Origin of the sequence: Bartonella sp. MU70NMGDW (genome assembly GCF_042194085.1) — a bacterium.
GTDB classification, from domain to species: Bacteria; Pseudomonadota; Alphaproteobacteria; order Rhizobiales; family Rhizobiaceae; genus Bartonella; species Bartonella grahamii.
In genome coordinates, this window is the sequence record NZ_JBHIMK010000031.1 from 1 (window position 1) to 22,518 (window position 22,518).

15 protein-coding genes and 1 pseudogene are annotated in these 22,518 nt (G+C 36.9%); 3 read left to right on the top strand and 13 right to left on the bottom strand.

Going from position 1 to position 22,518, the window contains the following annotated elements; all coding sequences use genetic code 11:
* Positions 1 to 1,171 precede the first annotated feature (1,171 nt).
* Positions 1,172 to 2,260, bottom strand: coding sequence for a 2'-deoxycytidine 5'-triphosphate deaminase (locus ACFIKE_RS04620; protein ID WP_375625718.1), 1,089 nt, complete (start codon positions 2,258 to 2,260; stop codon positions 1,172 to 1,174).
* Positions 2,261 to 2,499: 239 nt separating this feature from the next.
* Here ACFIKE_RS04620 and mutL point away from each other — a divergent pair, with 239 nt between their 5' ends.
* On the top strand, positions 2,500 to 4,353 hold the full coding sequence (gene mutL / locus ACFIKE_RS04625; RefSeq protein ID WP_375625716.1) for a DNA mismatch repair endonuclease MutL: 1,854 nt from the start codon (positions 2,500 to 2,502) through the stop codon (positions 4,351 to 4,353).
* A gap of 108 nt (positions 4,354 to 4,461) precedes the next feature.
* Entirely contained in the window at positions 4,462 to 4,698 is a 237-nt protein-coding gene (locus ACFIKE_RS04630) for a DUF2093 domain-containing protein (RefSeq protein ID WP_375625714.1), read from the top strand.
* A 19-nt stretch (positions 4,699 to 4,717) separates the two neighbouring features.
* On the opposite strand, the gene lpxK is transcribed toward ACFIKE_RS04630, so the two are convergent.
* The 9 genes and pseudogenes from lpxK to ACFIKE_RS04675 form a co-directional block, all read right to left on the bottom strand.
* Positions 4,718 to 5,758 carry a tetraacyldisaccharide 4'-kinase gene (lpxK, locus tag ACFIKE_RS04635; RefSeq protein WP_375648503.1) on the bottom strand — a complete coding sequence of 347 codons (1,041 nt, stop codon included), beginning with the start codon at positions 5,756 to 5,758 and terminating at the stop codon, positions 4,718 to 4,720.
* Positions 5,748 to 7,070: a lipid IV(A) 3-deoxy-D-manno-octulosonic acid transferase gene (gene waaA / locus ACFIKE_RS04640; RefSeq protein ID WP_375626839.1), complete on the bottom strand. Its 1,323-nt coding sequence runs from the start codon at positions 7,068 to 7,070 to the stop codon at positions 5,748 to 5,750. The genes lpxK and waaA overlap by 11 nt, the downstream gene beginning before the upstream one ends.
* Before the next feature lie 903 nt (positions 7,071 to 7,973).
* A pseudogene (locus ACFIKE_RS04645) lies at positions 7,974 to 8,237 on the bottom strand (type ISP restriction/modification enzyme); the annotation flags it as partial.
* Between the two features lie 259 nt (positions 8,238 to 8,496).
* The gene (locus tag ACFIKE_RS04650) at positions 8,497 to 8,742 is read right to left on the bottom strand and encodes a DUF4170 domain-containing protein (protein ID WP_375626837.1); all 246 of its coding nucleotides are present in this window, start codon (positions 8,740 to 8,742) and stop codon (positions 8,497 to 8,499) included.
* Between the two features lie 46 nt (positions 8,743 to 8,788).
* The gene (locus ACFIKE_RS04655; protein ID WP_375648504.1) at positions 8,789 to 9,592 is read right to left on the bottom strand and encodes a 3'(2'),5'-bisphosphate nucleotidase CysQ; all 804 of its coding nucleotides are present in this window, start codon (positions 9,590 to 9,592) and stop codon (positions 8,789 to 8,791) included.
* Positions 9,579 to 10,910: a TldD/PmbA family protein gene (locus ACFIKE_RS04660; RefSeq protein ID WP_375648505.1), complete on the bottom strand. Its 1,332-nt coding sequence runs from the start codon at positions 10,908 to 10,910 to the stop codon at positions 9,579 to 9,581. Before ACFIKE_RS04660 ends, ACFIKE_RS04655 begins: the two co-directional genes overlap by 14 nt.
* Positions 10,911 to 12,605: 1,695 nt before the next feature.
* Positions 12,606 to 13,055, bottom strand: coding sequence for a hypothetical protein (locus tag ACFIKE_RS04665; protein WP_375648506.1), 450 nt, complete (start codon positions 13,053 to 13,055; stop codon positions 12,606 to 12,608).
* An 802-nt stretch (positions 13,056 to 13,857) separates the two neighbouring features.
* Positions 13,858 to 14,424: a 16S rRNA (guanine(966)-N(2))-methyltransferase RsmD gene (gene rsmD / locus ACFIKE_RS04670; protein WP_273790418.1), complete on the bottom strand. Its 567-nt coding sequence runs from the start codon at positions 14,422 to 14,424 to the stop codon at positions 13,858 to 13,860.
* Positions 14,405 to 15,805, bottom strand: coding sequence for a pseudouridine synthase (locus tag ACFIKE_RS04675; protein WP_375648507.1), 1,401 nt, complete (start codon positions 15,803 to 15,805; stop codon positions 14,405 to 14,407). The genes rsmD and ACFIKE_RS04675 overlap by 20 nt, the downstream gene beginning before the upstream one ends.
* Before the next feature lie 268 nt (positions 15,806 to 16,073).
* On the opposite strand from ACFIKE_RS04675, the gene ACFIKE_RS04680 reads away from it, so the two are divergent.
* A complete protein-coding gene (locus ACFIKE_RS04680; protein ID WP_375625699.1) occupies positions 16,074 to 16,520 on the top strand; it encodes a nucleoside deaminase in 447 nt (148 codons plus the stop codon).
* Between the two features lie 647 nt (positions 16,521 to 17,167).
* Here ACFIKE_RS04680 and ACFIKE_RS04685 read toward each other — a convergent pair.
* From ACFIKE_RS04685 to ACFIKE_RS04695, 3 genes are all read right to left on the bottom strand, one after another.
* Positions 17,168 to 17,659 (bottom strand): hypothetical protein, encoded by a 492-nt coding sequence (locus tag ACFIKE_RS04685; protein ID WP_375625697.1) that lies wholly within the window; start codon positions 17,657 to 17,659, stop codon positions 17,168 to 17,170.
* Positions 17,660 to 17,836: 177 nt separating this feature from the next.
* On the bottom strand, positions 17,837 to 20,752 hold the full coding sequence (gene ileS, locus ACFIKE_RS04690) for an isoleucine--tRNA ligase (RefSeq protein WP_375648508.1): 2,916 nt from the start codon (positions 20,750 to 20,752) through the stop codon (positions 17,837 to 17,839).
* A 248-nt stretch (positions 20,753 to 21,000) separates the two neighbouring features.
* Positions 21,001 to 22,518, bottom strand: a 1,518-nt coding sequence (locus ACFIKE_RS04695) for a porin (protein ID WP_375648509.1), incomplete at its 5' end; no start/stop codon positions are given.

A 22,518-nucleotide genomic window follows, 5' to 3' on the forward strand; every position in this document is an offset into this window, starting at 1 on the left:
TAATCATTGATGGCACCATTGTTCCTAAATGAAAAGAGAAGATATCCTAAAACGCATAAAAGCGAATCCGTGTACCTTCCTACTCGATATTCTCCCAAAACGCTCTATTGAATAGATAGAAGCAACAGAGATTGCAACTTTCTAAAAAAACTAATTGATAAAAACAATGTCTTTATTTCTCCTATCCAAATTTAAAATCTCACAGTATGGGGTATCATTAATAACGTATCCACTCATATATTGTTCATGTGCAATTGAAATGTTATATTTTCTTTAAACGAACACCTCTTCGAAAGCGATTGCTCCGCAGCTTAATTAGTTATAATTTAAAGTCGTTTCTCCCTCCACAGGTCCTTACATTATAGGTTATAAGAATATAGATAATATAGAGCCTGTAGTCATTAAGTATAAACCATAATCTCCCCTAAAAGATAAAAAAATCCTTTATTAATACTGGAAATAAAGCTGTCGCATATATCCAGAAATCTTCTTATATCAATACTCAAAACTGAGACTTGTTACTTACTTCATGAAATTTTATAAAAATATACAGTGCCTAATTCACATAAAGCATAAAAAAAATTTTAACGTTCATACGAGTAGAAGCTCTCCATATTGAATTGAATAATTTTCTAGCAATATTTTATATCTTGAAGCTATAAATGAGTTACTAAAAGTAGAACAATTTTTATTAAAAAAATTGTTAATAAACTGTAGTGCAAAACTTCTTTATTGGCTCTTAAGGATAATTTTTATACGAAATAAAATATACTGGTCATTCAAGCTCTAGAAAAATGGAGCAATAGCAGCATCCAATCTCGCATGTTTACTTTGAAAAGCAAATACGTTACTGTTATATTGAATTTTAGTAATTTATTGATTTATTATAATCAATAAATACGAATAACATATTGAATATAGTAGAATTCTTTCATTTTAGATTTTTTCATGATGAAATAATCAAAACTATTCTTTTGCACATCATAAACGAAGTTCCTATAGATACAACCTCTTGAAAAAAAGAAATAAAAATGCCTCTCAAATGCAAGGGATGCAATAACTTTGAAAACTAAAAATAGAATGAATGGCGCCGGTTTTGCGAAGAACAAAATTTTCTTTTATCCAAAATACACTTTCTGCATACATGTTATCAAAATTCGTAGTTTCCAACTCATTTAAAATGCTTGGACAACTTTAAACCCTGTGCTTGATAATGTGATCCAACATCATGTCCATAAAGGGTTGATGGTCGATTAAGCATATGCTCATAGACCAAACGGCCAATCATTTGACCATGCTCTAAGATAAAAGGAACTTCATGGCTCCGCACTTCTAAAACCGCTCTTGCTCCTTTTCCACCCGCTTCCACATGCCCAAATCCTGGATCAAAAAAGCCTGCATAATGCACCCTAAACTCACCAACTAAAGGATCAAAAGGAGTCATTTCTGCGGCATAAAGCGGAGGCACATGAACAGACTCTCGTGAAACTAAAATATAAAATTCATCAGGATCAAGAACCAACTCCCTTTGACCACGATCAAAAAGAGGTTCCCAAAAATCTAAAACGTGGGCAACAGCACGTTTATCAATATCAATAACACTTGTATGATGTTTACCACGATAACCTATAAGCCCGTTTTCGTCTCCCTTTAAATTAATGGAAAGACCAATACCACCAGCGCTAATATTAGGAAGATCCTCCGATATCAGTGTTTCTTGCTTTTGCAAAGTGTGTAACTCAACTTCATTTAAATAACTTTGCCCTTTTCTAAACCGAAGCTGTGATAAATGTGAGCCTTTATGCACCAAAATTGGAAATGTGCGTGGACTAATTTCCAAATAAAGTGGACCATGATAACCAGCACAAATTTTATCAAACTCCTGAGCGTTATCCGTAATGACACGCGTAAAAATATCTAATCGGCCTGTAGAACTTTTGGGATTGGCAACAGCAGATAAAAATTCTGGTAAAGCTAAACTTTCCAAAAGAGGAACAATATAAACACACCCCGTTTCCAAAACGGCTCCGTCTCGTAAGTCAAACTCATGCAACTTTAACCGTTCAAGCTTATCCAAAACTTTTGTATTAGGACCCGGCATAAAAGAAGCACGTATACGATAAGCTTTCTCCCCTAAACGAAGATCAAGGCTTGCTGGTTGTATTTGAGATCTATCAAATGGATACTGAGCCTTGAGAAAGTTATTCTCAATCAGAGCTTGTATATCACTATCTGCTAAAATACCGCTTATACGCGCCATATATATTGCCTTCCCTTTTTACATTGTTTCTTTTTTGACCTAGATGATAAATTGGTGCAAGCTATTTTAAGGTGATAAAAACTATTTTTTCTGTTTTTTCCAACCAATTTGTTAACATAAAATAAAATAGGAGGTATTGTAAAAATAATACCTTCCATACTCTCTTATTCTTGAATGTCGCGCAAATGATGTTATCATAATTTTTTATAGAAGCCTTAAGATTCCTGTTAGAATTTATTATGATTATACGCCATCTTAGCGAAAATATTATTAATCAAATCGCCGCTGGTGAAGTTATTGAACGACCAGCAAATGTTGTCAAAGAACTTGTTGAAAACGCTATTGATGCTGGTGCAACACGCATCGAAATTATTACAGCAAATGGTGGAAAAAATTTTATAAAGGTGAGTGATAATGGTTATGGAATTCCTGCAGATCAGTTAACTTTAGCAGTTTCTCGCCATTGTACCTCAAAGATTACCGATGACGTACACAATATCTGCTTCCTTGGGTTTAGAGGAGAAGCCCTCCCCTCTATTGGTTCTGTTGCTAAACTTAAACTCATTTCACGAACAAAAGATGCTGAGAGCGCTGCTGAAATTTCCGTTACTGCAGGAAAAATTGTAGGACCCAAACCAGCTGCTGCAAACCTTGGAACAATTGTTGAAGTTCGTGATCTTTTCTTTGTCACGCCGGCACGATTAAAATTTATGAAAACCGATCGGGCTGAAACAAATGCTATTAGCGATATGATTAAACGAATTGCTATCGCATTTCCACATATCCGCTTTTCTCTTTCAGGACTAGATAGAACATCTATAGAACTGTCCGCTACAGAAAATAATATTCAAGGACAATTACAACGTATTACGCAAATTATGGGAAAAGAATTCGCCCCTAATAGCATCGCACTGAATGCTAAACGCGAAGCAGTGCGCTTAACGGGTTTTGCCTGTTTGCCATCCTTCAACCGAAATAACAGCCTTCATCAATTTGCTTATGTTAATGGGCGTCCCGTGCGTGATAAATTTCTATGGGGCGCTATCCGAGGCGCTTATGCTGATGTCATGACACGAGATCGTTATCCTGTCGCTATTCTCTTTATTGATCTCCCACCTGCTGAGGTAGATGTTAATGTACATCCAGCCAAAGCTGATGTACGATTCCGTGATCCAGGATTAATTCGTGGTTTGATCGTTGGAGCTATTCGTGAAGCATTACAGCAATCTGGTATTCGTCCTACTTCAACCCGTTCTGAAGCAACGCTAGCTGCATTTCAAATACAAAAACCATTGGCACAACAACCGTTAGGCAATTTTAAGAACACGTACCAGTCCTCTTCTTATAGCCCACAGCCTCATCATTTTGCCACCGCTTCAATGGTTCACAAACCATTGGATATTACTAGTTCTTCTGGTTTAAAAGAAGATGCTACTCCTATTATGGAGGGCTTAAATATACCAAGTGGAGATGCATACATTCCAAACACTACATCTTCATCAGAAGAGTTATCTTATCCATTAGGAGCGGCCAGAGCACAAATCCATAAAAACTATATTATCGCCCAAACACAAGATAGTTTGATCATTGTCGATCAGCATGCAGCTCACGAACGATTGGTTTATGAAGCACTCAAAAATGCACTTTATTCCAAACCGCTTCCTTCACAGTTATTACTTATTCCTGAAATTGTAGAACTCTCTGAAGAGGATGCAACATGCCTTTTAACCCACAAAGATGCTTTGCAAAAATTTGGATTAGGAATAGAACCATTTGGACCAGGAGCAATTGTTGTGCGTGAAACACCTTCCATGTTAGGAGAGATCAACGTCCAAGCCCTTATTAAAGATCTCGCAGATGAAGCCGCTGAATATGATACAACAAACAATTTAAAAGCAATGCTTGATTATGTTGCAGCAACGATGGCTTGTCACGGTTCAATACGGTCTGGGCGCCTTTTACACCCCGAAGAAATGAACACACTGTTGCGACAAATGGAGGCAATACCCAATACAAGTACATGTAATCATGGACGCCCTACTTATATTGAACTCAAATTGGCAGATATAGAACGGCTTTTTGGCAGAAAATAAACTCTTAACCATTTTGACAAGAAAAATATTTTTAAATTAACTCTCGACTTTATAATATATCTTATGGCACTTTTCCTGAATCTCTTGTATCAGTAAAAAGGAGTTATAATGTTTTCCGATAGTGAACGCGAAGCAAAAATTCATTATTCTAATAATGGATATGACATTATAGAATATGGTTCCTATACCATTTGTGCTGTTAGCGGACAAAAGATCCCTATAGATGATTTAAAATATTGGAATCATCACCGCCAAGAAGCATATGCTAGTTGTGAAATCTCCTATAAGCGCGAACTTGAGTGCAACCCATATCTCAAGCAATTGTTAAAAACAAAAGAAAAATAAACCCTCGAAAGCTATAAATTTAGCCTTTGCCTCTTAGACAAGAAAACTCAAGGGAACGTTTTCTAAAGCGGGTCATGACCTCCTCAAGGACCATGCGACAGAAGTCTTTTTGAACAAAATCGACATTCACATCAAAGACAATAAGATTTTTCAAATCTTTTTGCGTGTGAATTGTCTGTATACGGGTATAATCTTTAGCTGTTGTTGCTAGCCATAAATTGTGCATTTTAGCCTTTTGTATAAGGATTTTTAAATTTTCATCTGTGAAAAAATAGTGGTCTGGATATATGTAAGTTTGCACCACATGACCAGACAATTCTTTAATAGATTTAAAAAATTTATCTGGATTGCCAATCCCAGCAAATGCCAAAAATGATTTTCCTGAAACCTCATCAGAGGCACTGGCTTTAAGATGAGCACGATATAAAGGCTTTCCAGTACGAGACACAAGAAAAGCAACATTATCTGGCGCATCGGAGTGACCAACCAATAAAACACTATCCATAAAAGAAAATTGCGTTTTTAATGGTACGCGCAAAGGTCCTGCTGGAAAGACAGCTCCATTACCAAAACCGCGCATCGCATCAACAACGAGTAACGTATAATCCATATAAAGACGGCGACTTTGAAATCCGTCATCCATTAAAATAAGATTACATCCCTCTTTTTTCAGCCGTTGTGCCGCTGCATAACGATTAGGTGATACAGCTACCAAAGCATGCCGTGCAAGTAAAAGTGCCTCATCTCCAACATTGTGTGGAGTATCATATTTTTCATTTACAAGATGTACCCCTTTAACTGATCCACCATAACCACGTGATACAACACCAGGTACGAAACCAAGTTCTTTAGCCACTTTGGTAAAAGCAATAACAACCGGCGTTTTACCCGCACCGCCACATGTAAAATTTCCAATACACAAAACTGGCAAATCAATCACGGGAGGCTGTCTTGCCATAAAACGACTTGAAAAATAACCATACCCCCATGAAACTGGAGCTAATACAAAACGCAAAAAGCTTTTATTTTTCCACCAAAAATGGGGGGCGCTAATATGCATATCTACCCTGACGCTGACGTAAACCTGTTTGTATTACAAGGGGTTGTAAAAATGGATCTAAAATCTTTAATGTGCGCTCAAGTGCACCTGCCATATTTGTCGCCACTTCATGAGCCTTATCAACCATTTCTTGTCGCAATGTTTCATTTGTTAAAAGCTTATACACCTGAATAGCAAGCTGTTTTGTATCTTGAACCATATATGCTGCATCATGCGTTAAAAATTGTTCGAACATCTCTTGAAAATTTGAAACATGGGGCCCTGTCAAAATAGCGGAACCAAGCAAAGCCAATTCCAATGGATTGTGTCCACCATTTCCACATAACGACTTACCAACGAAAGAAACTTTCGATAAGCGAAGAAAAAGACCCATTTCTCCAATTGTATCTCCCCATAAAATATCGGTATTCATGTTTGGAACAGCATCTCTACTCCTACGAATAAAACGTAATCCCTTATTGTCGCATTTTCTGATAAGATCTTCTGAACGTTCAGGATGACGAGGCACAATAATTGTTAATAAATCTGGCAAATAATTTTTAACAATCTTATGGACCTCAAAAGCAATTTCCTCTTCCCCTTCATGCGTTGAAACAGCTGCCCAAACTGGGCGATTGCCGATAGCATTACGATAACGTGCAAGCAATGCTTGATTTTCAACCAGAAAAACATCAGCCTTGAGATTACCAGAAAACGTAACAGATTTTACACCAAGTGTATGGTAATAAGCTACATCTCTTTCGTTTTGACCAATCGCCAAATCAATATCCTTAAAAATATGTTTGGCAAGAACGCGTCGTTTTTGCCAAGCTTTAAAAGAACGTTCAGACATATGGGCATTAACCAAAATCTGCGGAATACGCATTTTTGCAAGTTCTTTAATACGAAGGGGCCAAATTTCTGATTCACAAATCAAGACGAGATCAGGCTTCCAATGACTAATAAAACGGCGCACTGCAAAATCTAAATCCAAAGGAGCATATTGATGAATCAACCTATTACCAAAATGTTTTTTCACAAGAGTAGAAGATGTTACAGTCCCAGTTGTCATTAACACATTGATTTTTAATGATAAAATATAGTTTACAAGTGGAACAAGTGCAAGTGTTTCTCCAACACTTGCTGCATGCAACCAAACTAACGAACCTTGGGGACGTACATGAGAACTTTTACCTAAACGCTCTTTTTTGCGACACCACTCTTCTTTTCCACGAATAGCACGAAAGAACAAATAAAAAGGAATAACAGGACATAAGAAAAAACCAATCATCCGATAGCTTAAAAGAGCCGTATGTGCCTTTAATTCTACCATTTAAATCACCTCATCCAGCTACTTTAAGATATCTATATGCTTATTTTGTTAAAAAATTCATCAACACTATTAGTTACATCCATATTTTTTTAATATCATCCATATCTTGAATAAAAAACGCTTCACCCATGAGAAAATTCAATACATAAAGGACAAAAAACGTAATTTTATCGCCATATTTTTTTAAAATTTTCCTATAAAGATAACATATACACATTATTTAAATCTCTTTTAATGAAATTTTGTATCACTTCATTCTGCACCCTATGAAAAGTCTTACTCAAAAAATAACAAAGCTACATTTCAGTCGATTATAATTTTGAGAATATAAATGATAAATATCATACAACCTATAACATAGATTATATCAATTTTTTTCAGCTCACTGAATAAATACTTCTTATGATTTTAGTAAAAATTTGAATTTTGCACGTTGATATTTTAGAGAAAAAACTTATTTTTACATATGTTAGGTATTATCAATTTTTCAAAAAATAATCCATATAGACATTACAACCTAATATAAATACAACAAATAAAATATGTTTAAAAGAAAGCCCAATCTCTATGATTTCATTTCAATAAAATGAATATGTAAAACTAATCTTAAAAAACTTTTGAGCGGTATAAAGTTCTCATTTTAAATTGTGATATAATCTCTTAAAGGTAATCCAGAAAAATCTAATCTTGTTTAATAGAAAATTTCTTAAAAGTCTTAAAGCAATTTAAATAAGAGTTTTCAAAATTTTAAATCCTCTCTTTTCAGGAAATCGCATGGTATATTATTCCTTTTAAGGTTGTATATAATCAACGCAAAATGATTAATTTATAGATTGTAGTTTTAAACGAGTACTCAAGAAATCCTTATGAGGTAAATTAACTTCATCAATCTATTCAGTTTTTCTAAGTTTCTAATTTTGGTAAGTTTCTAACGACTTTCATGGTTTCTAAGCTTATAGTGATAACTTGTTGGAAAAATTCCAATGGATAAGTAGGGAGTGCTAATAATCTCAACGAAGTAGTAATTGGTATCATTAATAATGCTACTCTTTTTATTAATCTGAACGCATTAATGTTTCATACTCCATTCAAAAGCAGAGTGACTATTCACAATATAATCATAAACTTCGAGTGATCGCTCGTCATGATAATATTGCTGTTGTAAATAGGTTAATAGAACTGTCTTGCATTTTTATTAAGCGTAAAGATGGTGGTGCAACAATGGATTTTATACCTTGCACGAACACCATTATGAAATGTGCTTGGGTGCCTTGAAAGATGTTTCCTTAAGAAAACATATGAATTTTAAATAACAAGCATATTTTTTTACGGCATTCTATTTTACCCAAAGAACGTACCTATGAAAAGGACGACTAAACAAAAGCGTGAAACAATCTACAAGCTATGATGACCAAATATTCAAGCTTTATTCTACATCGCCTAACTCAGCATCAAGACACTGATGCAAATCTACAATGTAATAACGTTGTAATGCATTATCTACACTGCTTTGTGCTTTTGCCTGCCATGCTTCTTTAGCCGATTGATAATCTGAGAAAATACCAACCACATCTAAATCATCAGGATTCTTAAATTGATTACTGTTAAGATTTTTTAATTCCCCACCAAATACAAGATGTAAATATTGTTTTTTTTCTTTGGTTTCAGTCATATGTGCCTCCATATCATTTAGATTATTTTAGCGCGCTTTTACGTGATTAAACTAACTTTGTTTGACGAACAACATCTATCATATCTTGACAGCAATTATTTTTACCAGCAATTAAAAGTCCATATTGGTAAGGTTCAATTCCATAAGATAGTAAAGGGGCATCAAGCGATAAAAAACACCCTCCACACTCCTGCAAAATAAGGTCAGCAGCGGCAATATCCCATTCATGACAATTCGGACGAACTAATACGATATCAATTTCATCTTGAGCAACAAGGACAATACGATAAGCAAGAGAAGGAAGATAATGGTAAAGACTAACTCGATTGAGAAAATCATCTGGTAATTTTTGTGCGAGCGATTTATCAAGCGAAATTTTATATTTTCGATGCCCCCCCGAAGTTAAACGAGGAAGTTTTACCCCATTTAATGTTGCCCCTCCACCCGTTACAGCTGCATAAATGTCTCCTTGAGCCGGACATTGTAGAACGCCCACAATAGGACGCCCATTCTCAATAATGGCAACCGAAATACACCAATAAGGACTGCCAGAAAGAAAACCTCGTGTTCCATCAATAGGATCAACCACAAAGGAGCGTTCATAATCTTGTTGTTCTCGATTGTCTTTTGTTTCTTCTGAAATCCATCCATAATTTGGACGCGCTCCAAGAAGCTTCTCTTTCAAAAAATGATCAACAGCAAAATCTGCTTCACTGACTGGGGAATTACCCTCTTTAATCCAAACATCCAACGTGCATCCAAAATACCGCATTGCTAAATCTCCTGCCTCTCGACAAACATCACGCAAAAGATTTAAATCAGAAGAATGATGCGTGTTATTTTCCTGCAAGTGTCATCCCTTCAATTAACAATGTTGGAGCCGCCGTACCATAACGCCGATCAATATCATTGGCAGGTGTTAAATGTGCTAACATATGAAGCAAATCAGAACCTAGCGTTACTTCACTCACTGGATAAGCAATTTCACCATTTTCAATCCAAAAACCGGAAGCCCCACGACTATACTGACCAGTAATAAAATCAATGCCATGACCGAATAATTCGGTCACATAAAATCCATTTCGCAAATCTTTTATCATATCACAAGGCGATACTAAACCTGGTTCAATAGCAAAATTTGTACTTGTCGGCTGCACTAATGATGCCGAACGCACACCGCGTCCATTTGTTTTAAGTCCCAATTCACGTGCTGTAGCTGATGAAAGAAGCCAATTTTTTAAAATACCATTTTCAATAATATTGAGTGCTTGCCCCTCTACCCCTTCTCCATCAAAAGGATGAGAAGCATTTCCACGTAATCGCAAAGGTTGATCGGTTACATTAACATTAGGCTTCATCAATTCCTTGCCTAGGAAATTCTGTAAAAGACTCGTTTTACGAGCCACAGAGGCTCCATTGACCATAGATGCAATATGCCCTGCAATTCCGCGAGCCGTACGCGGACTAAAAATAACATCAACACCCCCAGTCGCCGCACGAACTGCACCCAAACGTCGGACAGCACCAAACCCTGCATTCTTTCCAACAGTTTCTGCTGCCTCTAAATCAGAAAAATGTAAGGCTGTTGTATAATCATAATCCCGCTCCATTTGTGTTCCTTCACCTGCAAGAGCACTACAAGAACGTGAAAAGCAACTGGAGCGATAGGCTCCACAAAAACCATCGCTGGTCACAAGAATAAACCCACTCCGACCATAAGCTGTTGCAGCGCCACCAGAATTGCTTACACCTTTAACATCAAGAGCTGCTGCCTCTGTTTTTAAAGCATCTTCTGTTAAAAAATGACTACTTGGCACAAAATCATCAAAAAGATCAAGATCTTTAGGAGACTTAACCAGACACTCTTTATCTGCCAAACCTTCAAATAAACTATCGGGAGAAGCTTTAGCCATCGCAACAGCACGTTCCGCAAGTTCTTGCGGATAAGACGCTAAATTAGCAGAAACACTTGCTACTTTTTTTCCAACAAAAACCCTTAGAGTAAAATCATTGCTCTCTGCTGCTTCTGTTGATTCGACTTTCCCAAAACGCACTGATACACTGGTAGAATGAGCATGAACAATAACGGCATCAGCAGCATCTGCCCCAGAACGCCTTGCTGCTTCAACCAATGAAACAGCTTTCTCAATCTGGTTTTTGTCAGTCATTATAGACTCCCTGAAATATTTTATTATTTACATTGATAAGCACTCTGACAAATTTATATAAATCAGAATATAACTCTTGTATGTTTATTCATAAGATTACGCATATTTCATGCATTTTTTTCTTTTAATGCATCGAATAATTTCCTTTTTAGCTTCTTTATGAAAAGACGCAATATGTCGTAAAATTTCTTTAGTTTCAAGATTTCTCATTGCCCCTTATCATTTTAGAAAACCCAATCTGTACTGACAATCAAATCAACCGAAAATTTGGCAATTAACAAAAGGTCTAGCAATAACATTTGAATTTAAGCCAAAATCCTCAAAAATTCGAAAAGCATAAAATGACTTAAGTCACAAGCCTTATGTCCTCTGGATAGTCAGATAACTTCCTTCATTCCTATAGCACTCTTTAATTTCCAAGCAAGAATTAAGAAAATGCTTTATATTTGTGTATACTTCTTTGCTTCTATAAACTTTCTCATAATAAGATGGCAATCTTGTAAACAAAAAAACATAAATGGAATAAAAATTTTTCTTTCATTATGGTTTCAACAAAATGATCAGTCATAAACTTCTTTACTCTCATGGAGGCAATATCATAAAGAACTCATTTTTTATATTTATCAGAAATAAGTTATAATCATAACATTCTCTCTCGTTTCTAATGCGTCTAATCGAGAGCATCTCTTTTTTTTCATGTGTCATCCTTAATCGGTTATTTTGTTATTAAACAGGCATAATTTGACTGACTTCTTTTTCCTAAAATAAAAGTCCCAAAATACAGGATAGATTTTGATTTAAGAACTATACTCTTTCCCTTCCATTAAAAAATAAAGAAGCGTAATATTGTCATAAAATGATAATTAATAAAACTTTTATATGAAACTCAAAGTTGTATTTATCGTTCAATTCAATCTGCAATAAGCGTATTCTTCCAATTAATTTTGGCAAGTTTATCGCTCATAATTGTTTTAATAGATAAAAAAATATTTGCAGAAACTGGGATATCTGTACGCATTTTAAAAAATCGCTTTTTTAAACATTTAAACCAAATATATACAATGATACGAAATTAATTTTACGGAAATTAAGGGAGGTTTTATTTTATCAGCTAGAGCCTTTTAGAGCTGCACTCTCTAGAAAAGTGATCATCTTTTAATCAAAAAAACACTTTGATTTATAATCATAATTGATCGTTTTTTAATTTTCATAAAAGAATCAAATACCATTAAGTTTTTTCCATTTTAAACTTATTTATGTTGAAGAAATCACAACTGTTCGCTCTCACATCATGAATAGAGGTAATATTGATAAAACCTATTTAAGAAGAAGTCAAAATGCCTTTTATGAATGCTCCCAAATCAAAAACTATCGCAATACTAGAAACTGGCAAATATCATGACAATATCGACCTGCAGATTCACAAGAGCAGAAATAAGCTTCTACAACTTTCTTTATTTTCAGTAAAAATGCGCACCTTATAAGCTTTTATATATTGAATAAAATTCAATGACTTTTATAAGATCTTTGGTGCAAAATTAATTTTCTTAGATGATTTGACTCGATTTCAACGACTAATGAAAAATCAGATCATAGCTCATCGATTTGCTATGTACTCATAACTGATTTCATTCTAACAAGACTAAGGTTTCTGCGCCTTTGTAAAGGTATTAACTTCTTTATAAATGCACCCCCTTACGAGATGATTTTGTTTTCAGTAAGAGCACGTCTGCTCATTTCAATCATTGCATCCCGAAGATGTAACTTAATTTTTGACCCAATAATCATTCCAAAGAAAGGAGAAAATAAACCAGACATGGTTACAGTATGACGAATTTTGTTATTTGAAGAACCCGATTTTGTTGAACAAATATATTCATGATCAAAACTCATACGTGTAAAAGGAAGTTTAGCATAATCAGAAAAACAAACATTTTTTATAACTTTATCAAGTGTAAAAGTTACTGTAGGTCCCTTTCTAGGTTTCATGCGTCCTGTAGCGCCTTCTTTGAAAGGACCAGAAAGTTCTACCCACTCAAGTTCACTATCCCAACAAGGCCATGATGCCACATCTTCCCATATAGCCCAAATTTGCTCAGCACTCGCTTCTGTGTTAATTTCTTCGCTATATATCCATTTAAACATGATAATCTTCCCTGTTTTAGAAATCATTTAGTTTTATTGCTTAAGAATAATATAAAAATTATTCTTAAAAATGTAATAACGATAACACACTTAATACTTTCAGATTTACTTAATATAATGATTAACTCACTAAGCGATATTAATAAAATAAACACACAAATGTTCAGTACAAATGAACACTATTGTCTACCTTAAATAGAAAATATCTGTTTTAAGTTCATACAATAACAAAGATAAAAGTTACGCACTATTTAGGATATAAATGCAGACTGCATAGTTGAAAGCTTTCAGCTGCTAATGAGATGTTGATGATTAATGTGCAGCCGAAAGAAATTAGACAAAAAGGTATCATAACTGTTGTCGTGAAATATATATCTATTAAAGAAAAAACATTCATCGATAGGAAAGCTAATAATACATTACAGCTTTGACAATGTGTTACACTTTTAATGTAGCTAAAATTAATAAATCAGCATATAACTTACAAAAATTAGCAGCAATACATACTTCTATTTAGGTCCAATAGCATTATACCTCAAAGCAATTTTTGGCTAGACAGAAGAAGAGATGGCCTCTCTATATGAAAGGGCGTATATTGTAAAAGCCTCGCTCTTGAGGCTATAAAAAACTTCAAAAAAAATAAGAGATTGAGACAAAAAACATAATGAAATAAAAATTCATCAATTTCTTTAACATCAAAATCTTTTATTTACTTTCTGCTTAACCTTTTAAAAACCATATAAAATGAAGAAAACTGTAAAGAAGCATTTTTTCATCCTACCGGATAAAAACAAGAACTTTCTCAAGATGTAAGCGATCGTAATTTATAGAGACGTATTGCTGTCTCACCATAAAAACGCTCATCATCTAGATAAAAGACGTCAGGTAAATGAATCATTGTATCTTTCTTTTCTTCAAGTATGAAAAGTGTATCAGCTTTTGCCCACCCCCCTCGCAAAGCTTCTACGAAAGCACGTTCCCCTAAACAACGGCTATAGGGAGGATCAGCGCAGATAACATCAAATGGAAGCATAGTGCCAATATTGCCAAGTTTGGTCGCATCGCGACGCAAAATCCGTCCTATCGACTGTAATTCAAAGGCTTCTATATTTTTTTGAAGCAACCCACGCCCCTCAACCGAGTTTTCAACAAAAACAGCCGCCTTTGCTCCACGTGAAAGTGCTTCGATGCCTAAAGCACCAGTACCAGCAAAAAGATCAAGAATGCGTTTATTGGTCCAAAATTGTTCTTCACGGCTAGAAAGAATATTAAAAAGGCTTTCACGTGTACGATCACTCGTTGGGCGAATCGACTGATTAACAGGCGAAAACAAAACACGACCAGCAAATTTACCGCCTATGATCCGCAAGTGAGCCTCCAAATCGCTTCGAAGTTTTTGCACCATCCCTATGTGGTTTAGATTTTTTCATAGCACCACCAAACGATTTTACCTTTTTCTTTCTCTCAAAAGAATGCTCCTCATGTCCACTTTTTATCATTTTCTCTTTATCCTTGAAAAAGCGATCTTTCTTACCAAAGGGATGCGTCTCGTCATAAGATGTTTTGCCACGTTTTTGAACAAAACTTCCCCTCTTCTCTTTGTGTGACGGACTTTCTTTTAGTTTTTCCTTGCCTCGATGAAAGGATTTTTTACCATCCAAACCGCTCTTATGATCATGCGATTTCTCCTCACTATAGGAAGGCTTTCTACGTGTACTCTGGGGACGCGCACCAGGAGCCATCCAAACATTAGCACGGCGAGAACGCGGTAGAAAACGCTCTGCTTTTCCTTCCTCACTTTTCTCCTTCTTTACATTCTCATGAGACTTTGTACTTAATTGCGCGCGACTATGTTCAACAGAACCATCTCTTGGTCGGCGCCGTATCGCCCTTTCACTTGAGAAAACCCAACCATCATTTGCAACAGAAAGATCTTTCTGGCTTTGCTTTTCTGCAACAACTGCAGAATTTGAAAAGGGTTTCAGAATAGGAGCATCAAAATCTGCATTGGCTTGCATAATCAAACGCTCCCCCAACTGATCTCGTAACATCCGCCCTTTTAACTCTTGCACGGCTCCTTCTTCTAAATCAGAGAGATGAAATGGACCATACGATACACGGATTAATCGATTAACTGATAATCCCAATGCCCCTAAAACATTCTTTATTTCACGATTTTTTCCTTCACGCAAAGCGACAGAAAGCCATATATTAGATCCTTGTTCACGTTCAATTGATGCTTCAATCGAACCATAAAAAATACCATTAATCGCAATACCATTTTTAAGGTTATCCAGCGCACTCTGTTTTACTCTTCCATGAGCACGGACGCGATATTTGCGGACCCATCCTGTTACAGGAAGCTCTAATACACGCGCTAAGCCACCATCATTGGTTAAAAGCAAAAGACCTTCCGTGTTAATGTCAAGCCTTCCAACAGAAAGAACACGCGGCATTCCTTTTGGTAAGTTACTAAATACTGTAGGTCTGCCTTCAGGATCACGGTTCGTGGTGACAAGGCCTGCTGGCTTATGGTAAAGCCATAAACGCGTTCGTTCTATAGGAGGTAAAGGTTTGCCATCAACTTTAATAACATCAGAGCGGCTAACATTAAAAGCAGGCGTTGTCACGACTGTACCATTCACAGAAATACGACCTGCAACAATCATCATTTCTGCATCTCGACGCGAAGCAATACCAGCACGCGCTAACCTTTTAGCAATTCGTTCACTCTCATTATTTTCATTCATTTGCGTTTCAAACCAATCTTTGCCAGTATGTTCAGAAAATTATTCACATGCACCATACCGCTTATCCTGAAAAAGGAAGTAGCATAATCATTTATCATTTTCTATCCTTTAACGACAATAATGTATCTGTCGACTTGCAAGTTTGTTTTAAACTCTTTAAAAATAGAGGTATTCCTTTCATTATAAAAGCGTAATAAATTATTCATTCCATAGCATTCCTTATCGAGATAACCTTTAGATTTTCTATACCTTCAGTAGAAAGAATATTATGACTTTGACGCCCATGGAAATAGCTCTTTTAGAAGCGCAAGGGGCTGCAAAAAAAGATGAAGTTCCCGTAGGTGCCGTCATTACACGTGGAAAAGCTATCATTGCACGCGCTGGTAACTTTATAAAATCTGCATATGACCCTACAGGACACGCAGAAATGCGCGCAATCCGTATGGCTTGCAAAACATTGCAAAGCGAAAGGCTTCCTGATTGCGATCTTTATGTAACACTTGAGCCTTGTGCTATGTGTGCTGCTGCCATTTCATTTGCACGCATACGACGTCTCTATTATGCAACAAATGATCCCAAAGGGGGTGCTATAGAAAATGGTCCACGTTTTTATCAGCAACCAACCTGTCATCACAAACCTGACATTTATTCTGGTTTTAAAGAAAAAGAAGCTGCTCAATTACTTAAAGATTTTTTTGTACAAAAGCGATACTAAAAAAAATTCTTCTTCCATAACTTTCACTCTTTAAAAACTATCCTATTTCTCAAACAAGACTATTAATACTTCTGATATATATAGCAAAAGCTACTTCAAAGCATTTTTTCTCTCTTTTAATCCTGCATATTGCTTCTACTAGATGATACATTCATTCATAAGAATAATTCATTATTTTATATAATAAAATATAAAGTCCAACATATCGTAGATATACTCTCATTTCAAATTACATTGAAGCAATAAAAATCACTTTCTTGCATATCATAAGCGGGATTATCGTCTAGATAAAGAACGTTTTAGAAAAGATTAAAAATGTCTCTTATGAAGGCTCTCAAATGCAAGAATTGTCGCAACATTGGAGTCTGGAAAATAAAATGATGGTATCAGATTTCTCCTTCCTAAGCATAAAGATGGTGAAGCTCAATAGATTTTACGTTATACTATCCACATAAGCGATGTTGTAAAATGAGCTTGAGAAATTCTTCGTGTTAGGAAACGCATAATGACTCTCTCGATGCTGTTGTCATATTGCTATTTCATGAGAATAACGCCCCTCCTACAGCAGCATTATAACTGTGCGTAAATGAGAGCTTGGTACCATAAGTAATTGGAAAAATACTTTACTTAAATATTTTGTTTTTCCCCTATCGACCAATAGGTGCGGTTTTTGCCGGTTGGCGATAACTTAAAGGTGGTTCAGTGAGATAGCGACGGTATTTTGAACTTCCAACTTGTGCTCTCTGACGACGTAAATATTCCTGTCGTTGCTTTGCATTCAACTGTGAAGGATTTTCTGAACCTGCACCATTAACTGACGATCCTTTGTGAGGAAAAGGAGTATTTCCTTGATGCTTCTTCGATGCTGCCATTTCATTGACAGATCTATCTTGTTGCGGCACCGGCAAAAATCCGCGCGAACTAGGGCTTGGTATTACAAGTTTTGGATGAGGTTTCATAACAATCTGGCTGCTGTTATTTGTTGGTGTTAATGAAGTAATATTAGCAACATCTTCAAAAAACTGTATCGAAACTGGTTTATCGGTACCATAGGTAGGAGCGGATAAATTGCATCCCGTCAAAACAAAGCACATCCCTAAAATTCCTATTGGAAATATTTTTATTTCACGTTTTCTCACTGCCTATTCCATTCCCTAGGTGTATGGCTGATTAATATTCCCGTTATTTATGAGAGAACGGTCCATACACAAATTTCCCCCCTGCAGATAAAACAACGGAATTTTTCTCGTACCACAAAAAACTATATTCATCAATATGAGAAATTTACTTGCATTTCTTTCCTTTAATCTAAAATTTTAAATCTTGCCAAGAATCTGCAATTCCCGCAAAGCAGCTGCATCACGAGCAGATACATCCGGATAGGCAGGATCACTCCCAACATCTTGTGTATAACGCCATGATCGAGCACATTTTTTTCCTAATGCCTTCTCTGGATATACACCAACACCTTCAACATCACTCAAAGTAAAAGCATCAGAAGGTATTGTATCCTGCGTAATTGTGAGTGCACTGGTAATACAGATCTCCGCCATATCCACATTTTCTAATGCTTCCCGTAAAGCCGGATTGGAAATAAAAACAATAGGCGCAGCTTCTAAAGAGGATCCAATACGCTTATCAACGCGCTCAAGCTCTAAAGCACCTGTAACAACTTTACGGACCTGCCGAATTTTTTTCCAACGCTCAGACAAAGATTGGTTTTGCCATTCTTCTGGTACAGAGCGAAATTGTTCCAAATGCACCGATTGGCTTTCTGGGTAACGCTCTAACCAAGCTTCCTCCATAGTAAAAGGTAACATTGGAGCAAGCCATGTTACCATACGCTCAAAAATCTCACGGACAACCTGCAAGGAGGCCTTGCGTTTTTTTGATGAAGGCGCATCACAATAAAGAGAATCCTTGCGGATATCAAAATAAAATGCCGATAACTCAATGATTGAAAAATCCAATAATGCACGCATAATCTTTTTAAAATCAAATTCATCGTAAGCGCGATTAATCAACTGATCAAGTTCAAAAAGCCTATGCAATATAAATTTTTCAAGATCCGGCAGTGCGCCATAAGATATTTCTTCTCCATCATCATATGCTAAAGTTCCAAGCATCCAACGAATTGCATTGCGTAGTTTACGATACGAATCCACATTTGTTTGAAGAATTTTTTTGCCTAAACGCTGATCTTCCCAATAATCAGTTGTCATAACCCAGAGACGAAAAATATCAGCTCCAGATGTTTTAATGATCTCTTGCGGAACAACCGTATTGCCTAAAGATTTAGACATTTTCTTACCATTCTCATCCAAAGTAAAACCGTGTGTGATCACTGCCTTATAGGGAGAGCAAGCACGCGTACCACAGCTTTCCAAAAGAGAAGATTGGAACCATCCGCGATGTTGATCTGAACCTTCAAAATAAACATCAGCAGGCCATTTCAAATCCGCCCTATCTTCCAACACAAAGCTATGGCTTGCTCCAGAATCAAACCAAACATCCAAAATATCATAAACCTGTACCCAAGGCTCATGTGCACGCTCACCTAAAAAACGTTCACGTGCTCCTTCAGCAAACCATGCATCTGCCCCTTCTGCTTCAAAAGCCCGTAAAATACGCTCGTTCACACCTTCATCTTTTAGAATAACACCATCCTCATTCGCAAAAATACAAATAGGAACACCCCAAGAACGCTGACGAGAAAGAACCCAATCAGGACGATCTTCTATCATAGAAGCTAGGCGGTTTTGACCAGAAGACGGCACAAAACGCGTTTTTGAAACAGCTTCCAAAGCCCGACTACGTAAAGTTGAACCATCCCCAAAATCTTTATCCATTGAAATAAACCATTGTGGTGTATTGCGAAAAATAACGGGTTTTTTTGAACGCCAACTATGGGGATAGGAATGCTTTAAACGCCCCCGTGCAAACAATCGATCTGCTTTAATTAAAGCGTTAATGACCTCTTTATTGGCATCACCCATTTTTCCATTATCATCAATAACACGCGCAGGTCCTCCTTCACGATCTGGTCCCAAACCTGGAACATCTTTCGTATAGAACCCTGCATCATCAACAGGAAACGGTATAGACGTATCAATCCCCGTTTGCTCCAGTAAGGACTTATAATCATTCCAAATTTCAAAGTCCTCACGCCCATGGCTTGGTGCTGTATGGACAAAACCTGTACCAGCACTCTCTGTTACGTGCGAACCATCAAGCAATGGAATTTTAAAGTTATACCCCCCAGCCAAACCTTTGAGTGGATGAGAAAGAACAAGAGCTTTCAATTCTTCAGCAGAAATAACACGCAAACGCTTCAAAACAAGTTTGGCTTTTTCTGTACAAATCATTGCTAAAGCGTCTGCAAAGAGAAGCTTTTCTCCCACTTGAGGACCAAAATCATTTTCAGCACTTTCAACTTCGTAAATACCATAAGAAATCTGTGAAGAATAACTCACTGCACGATTGCTTGGAATTGTCCACGGCGTTGTTGTCCAAATGACGACATAAGCACCATATAAATCATCAGAATTTGCTTCAAAAACAGGAAACTTAACCCAAAGCACCTCTGATTCATGATCATGATATTCAATCTCAGCCTCTGCCAAAGCCGTACGCTCCACAACAGACCACATCACCGGCTTGGAACCACGATAAATCTGATCTGACATAGCAAATTTTATCAATTCACTGGCAATGCGTGCTTCTGCATGGAAAGCCATTGTAGTATAAGGCGTGTTAAAATCTCCCATGACACCAAGGCGTTTAAATTCTTCACTTTGAACGGTTACCCAATGCTGTGCAAATTCACGGCATTCTTGACGAAACTCTTTAAGCGGTACCTCATCCTTATTTTTTCCTTGTGCTCGATATTTTTCTTCAATTTTCCATTCAATTGGAAGCCCATGGCAATCCCAACCAGGTACATAATTTGCATTAAAACCGCGCATTTGGAATGAACGGACAACCACATCCTTTAAAACTTTGTTTAAAGCATGCCCAATATGAATATGTCCATTTGCATAAGGTGGACCATCATGAAGAATATAAAATGGACGATCTTTTGCTTGTTGGCGCAATTGCGCATAAAGCCCCATATTTTCCCAACGCGCCATCAATTCAAGCTCTTTTTGCGGAAGCCCTGCACGCATAGGAAAATTTGTCTGTGGGAGATAAAGAGTTTTTGAATAATCTATTGTTTCATTTTTCACAGTCATTGTGAAATATTCCTGTCCACTTTTACGATTTCATTTTTGCATAACTTCCCTGAACCCTGCAACTCTGGTTTTTATCTATAGGGAAAGCCGAGCTTATCATTCGTATTAAGCAGCGATCAGGAAAATATATCATCACACTCTATGGGCTTTATCATGAAATTCACAAGAAAAGAAACCAAAAAGTGATCTTTTAAAAAATAAAGGCTCCACTAATAGTGGAGCCTCTTAGAAATTTACTCTTTAAAAAATTAGAATTTATAAGCTACACCAACGCGGAAATCATTGGTTTTGTAGTTAACTTCAAGTTTTTCCTTTGCAAATTTCTTTTTACCAAAATCAGAGTAACGATATTCTGCACGTACAATCACATTATCCAGAAGCGAGAAATCAACGCCACCACCAAGTGTGTAACCAATCATGGTTTTTGTTTCATCAGCTAAGTTCTTAGAAGAAACAACTCTTCCATCCTCATCCTTAACGGATATTGATACAGTGTCTTGGAACTGCCCATAAGCAATACCACCAGCAAGATAAGGCATAAAGCGATCAGCAGCAAAACCAATACGTACCCGTGTAGCACCACCCCAATTTTGTTTGAAAGTATGACTTAAAGTTTCAACTTCATCCTCTTGATCAAGACCAAGTTCAGAAGCCAGCTTTTTCATTTGTTCTATACCATATGCACTGGAATTGTTCTTATCCACCACTTGTGTACTTTGTGCACCATGTCCAGCCACATTCTGTCCACCATGAGAACGAGAAGCATGTGAATTAGTACCATGCGCATGAGCGCCAGAGCTATGCCCACCTCCATGAGAAGCACCATGCGGATTAGCATTACTTCCACTACCATGGGCGCTATGATGAGCTCCGCTTTGGGCTCCGCTTGTTCCATTGGAATCTTTTGCTGACTCAGAGGTTGAACCTGATCTCGCGAGTACAAGTCTCCCTCCGCTCGGTACTGTTTTTTCTGCTGCTGATGATTGCGATGCTGATTGTACCGATGTAGCTGCTTTTGCTGCGGTCTGGCTTGCTTCTGTTCCTGTTGATGAGGTAGAAGATGCAGGTTTTATAGCAACTGGTTTTTCAGACGCTTTTGATTCACTTGCCCTTACGCCTGATGACTGATCTCCTACAGCTGATCTCGTCTCTGAGCTAGGTACTGATTTAGATGTCGCAGCTGGTTGTTTTAAACTAACACTACCCGTTGTTGTCGATTGCGCTGTTTTTGTTGCTTCTGATTGTGTTTCTACCTGTGGTGATTTTAGCTGTGTTCTTGAAGCTCCTACTCCAGATGTGGCAGATCTTGTTACTGTGGATCCTGCTGGTGCAGATCCTACTGAGGAGGATCCTGTTGGTGCAGGTTTTGCTGGGACAGTTTTTTTTGAAGAAGCTTGCTGTGTTTGTACACCTGGCGTTGATGGTAATGTTGCTGTTGATTTGAGTGTTCCTGTTGATGCTTCTGAGGCGGATGCTCTTGACCCAGTGTTTGTTACTGCGGATGTTCCTGAGGCGTTTTTTTGTGTTTGTGTTCCTGTTGATGGTAGTGCTTTTGGGGCTGGAAGCGTTTGTGGGCTTGTGGATCTGCGGGATCTTACGACTGCATTTTCTATTGTAGTGTTATCAGCCGCACCTATGGTAATGGTCTTTGTGTGTTTTTTACCAGATATCATTAAATCCGTATCGACACCAAAAATAAAGTTATCACCGAGATCAATATTAGAACCTGCATAAAAACCACCTAGAAAACCTGAAAGTTTAGGAGA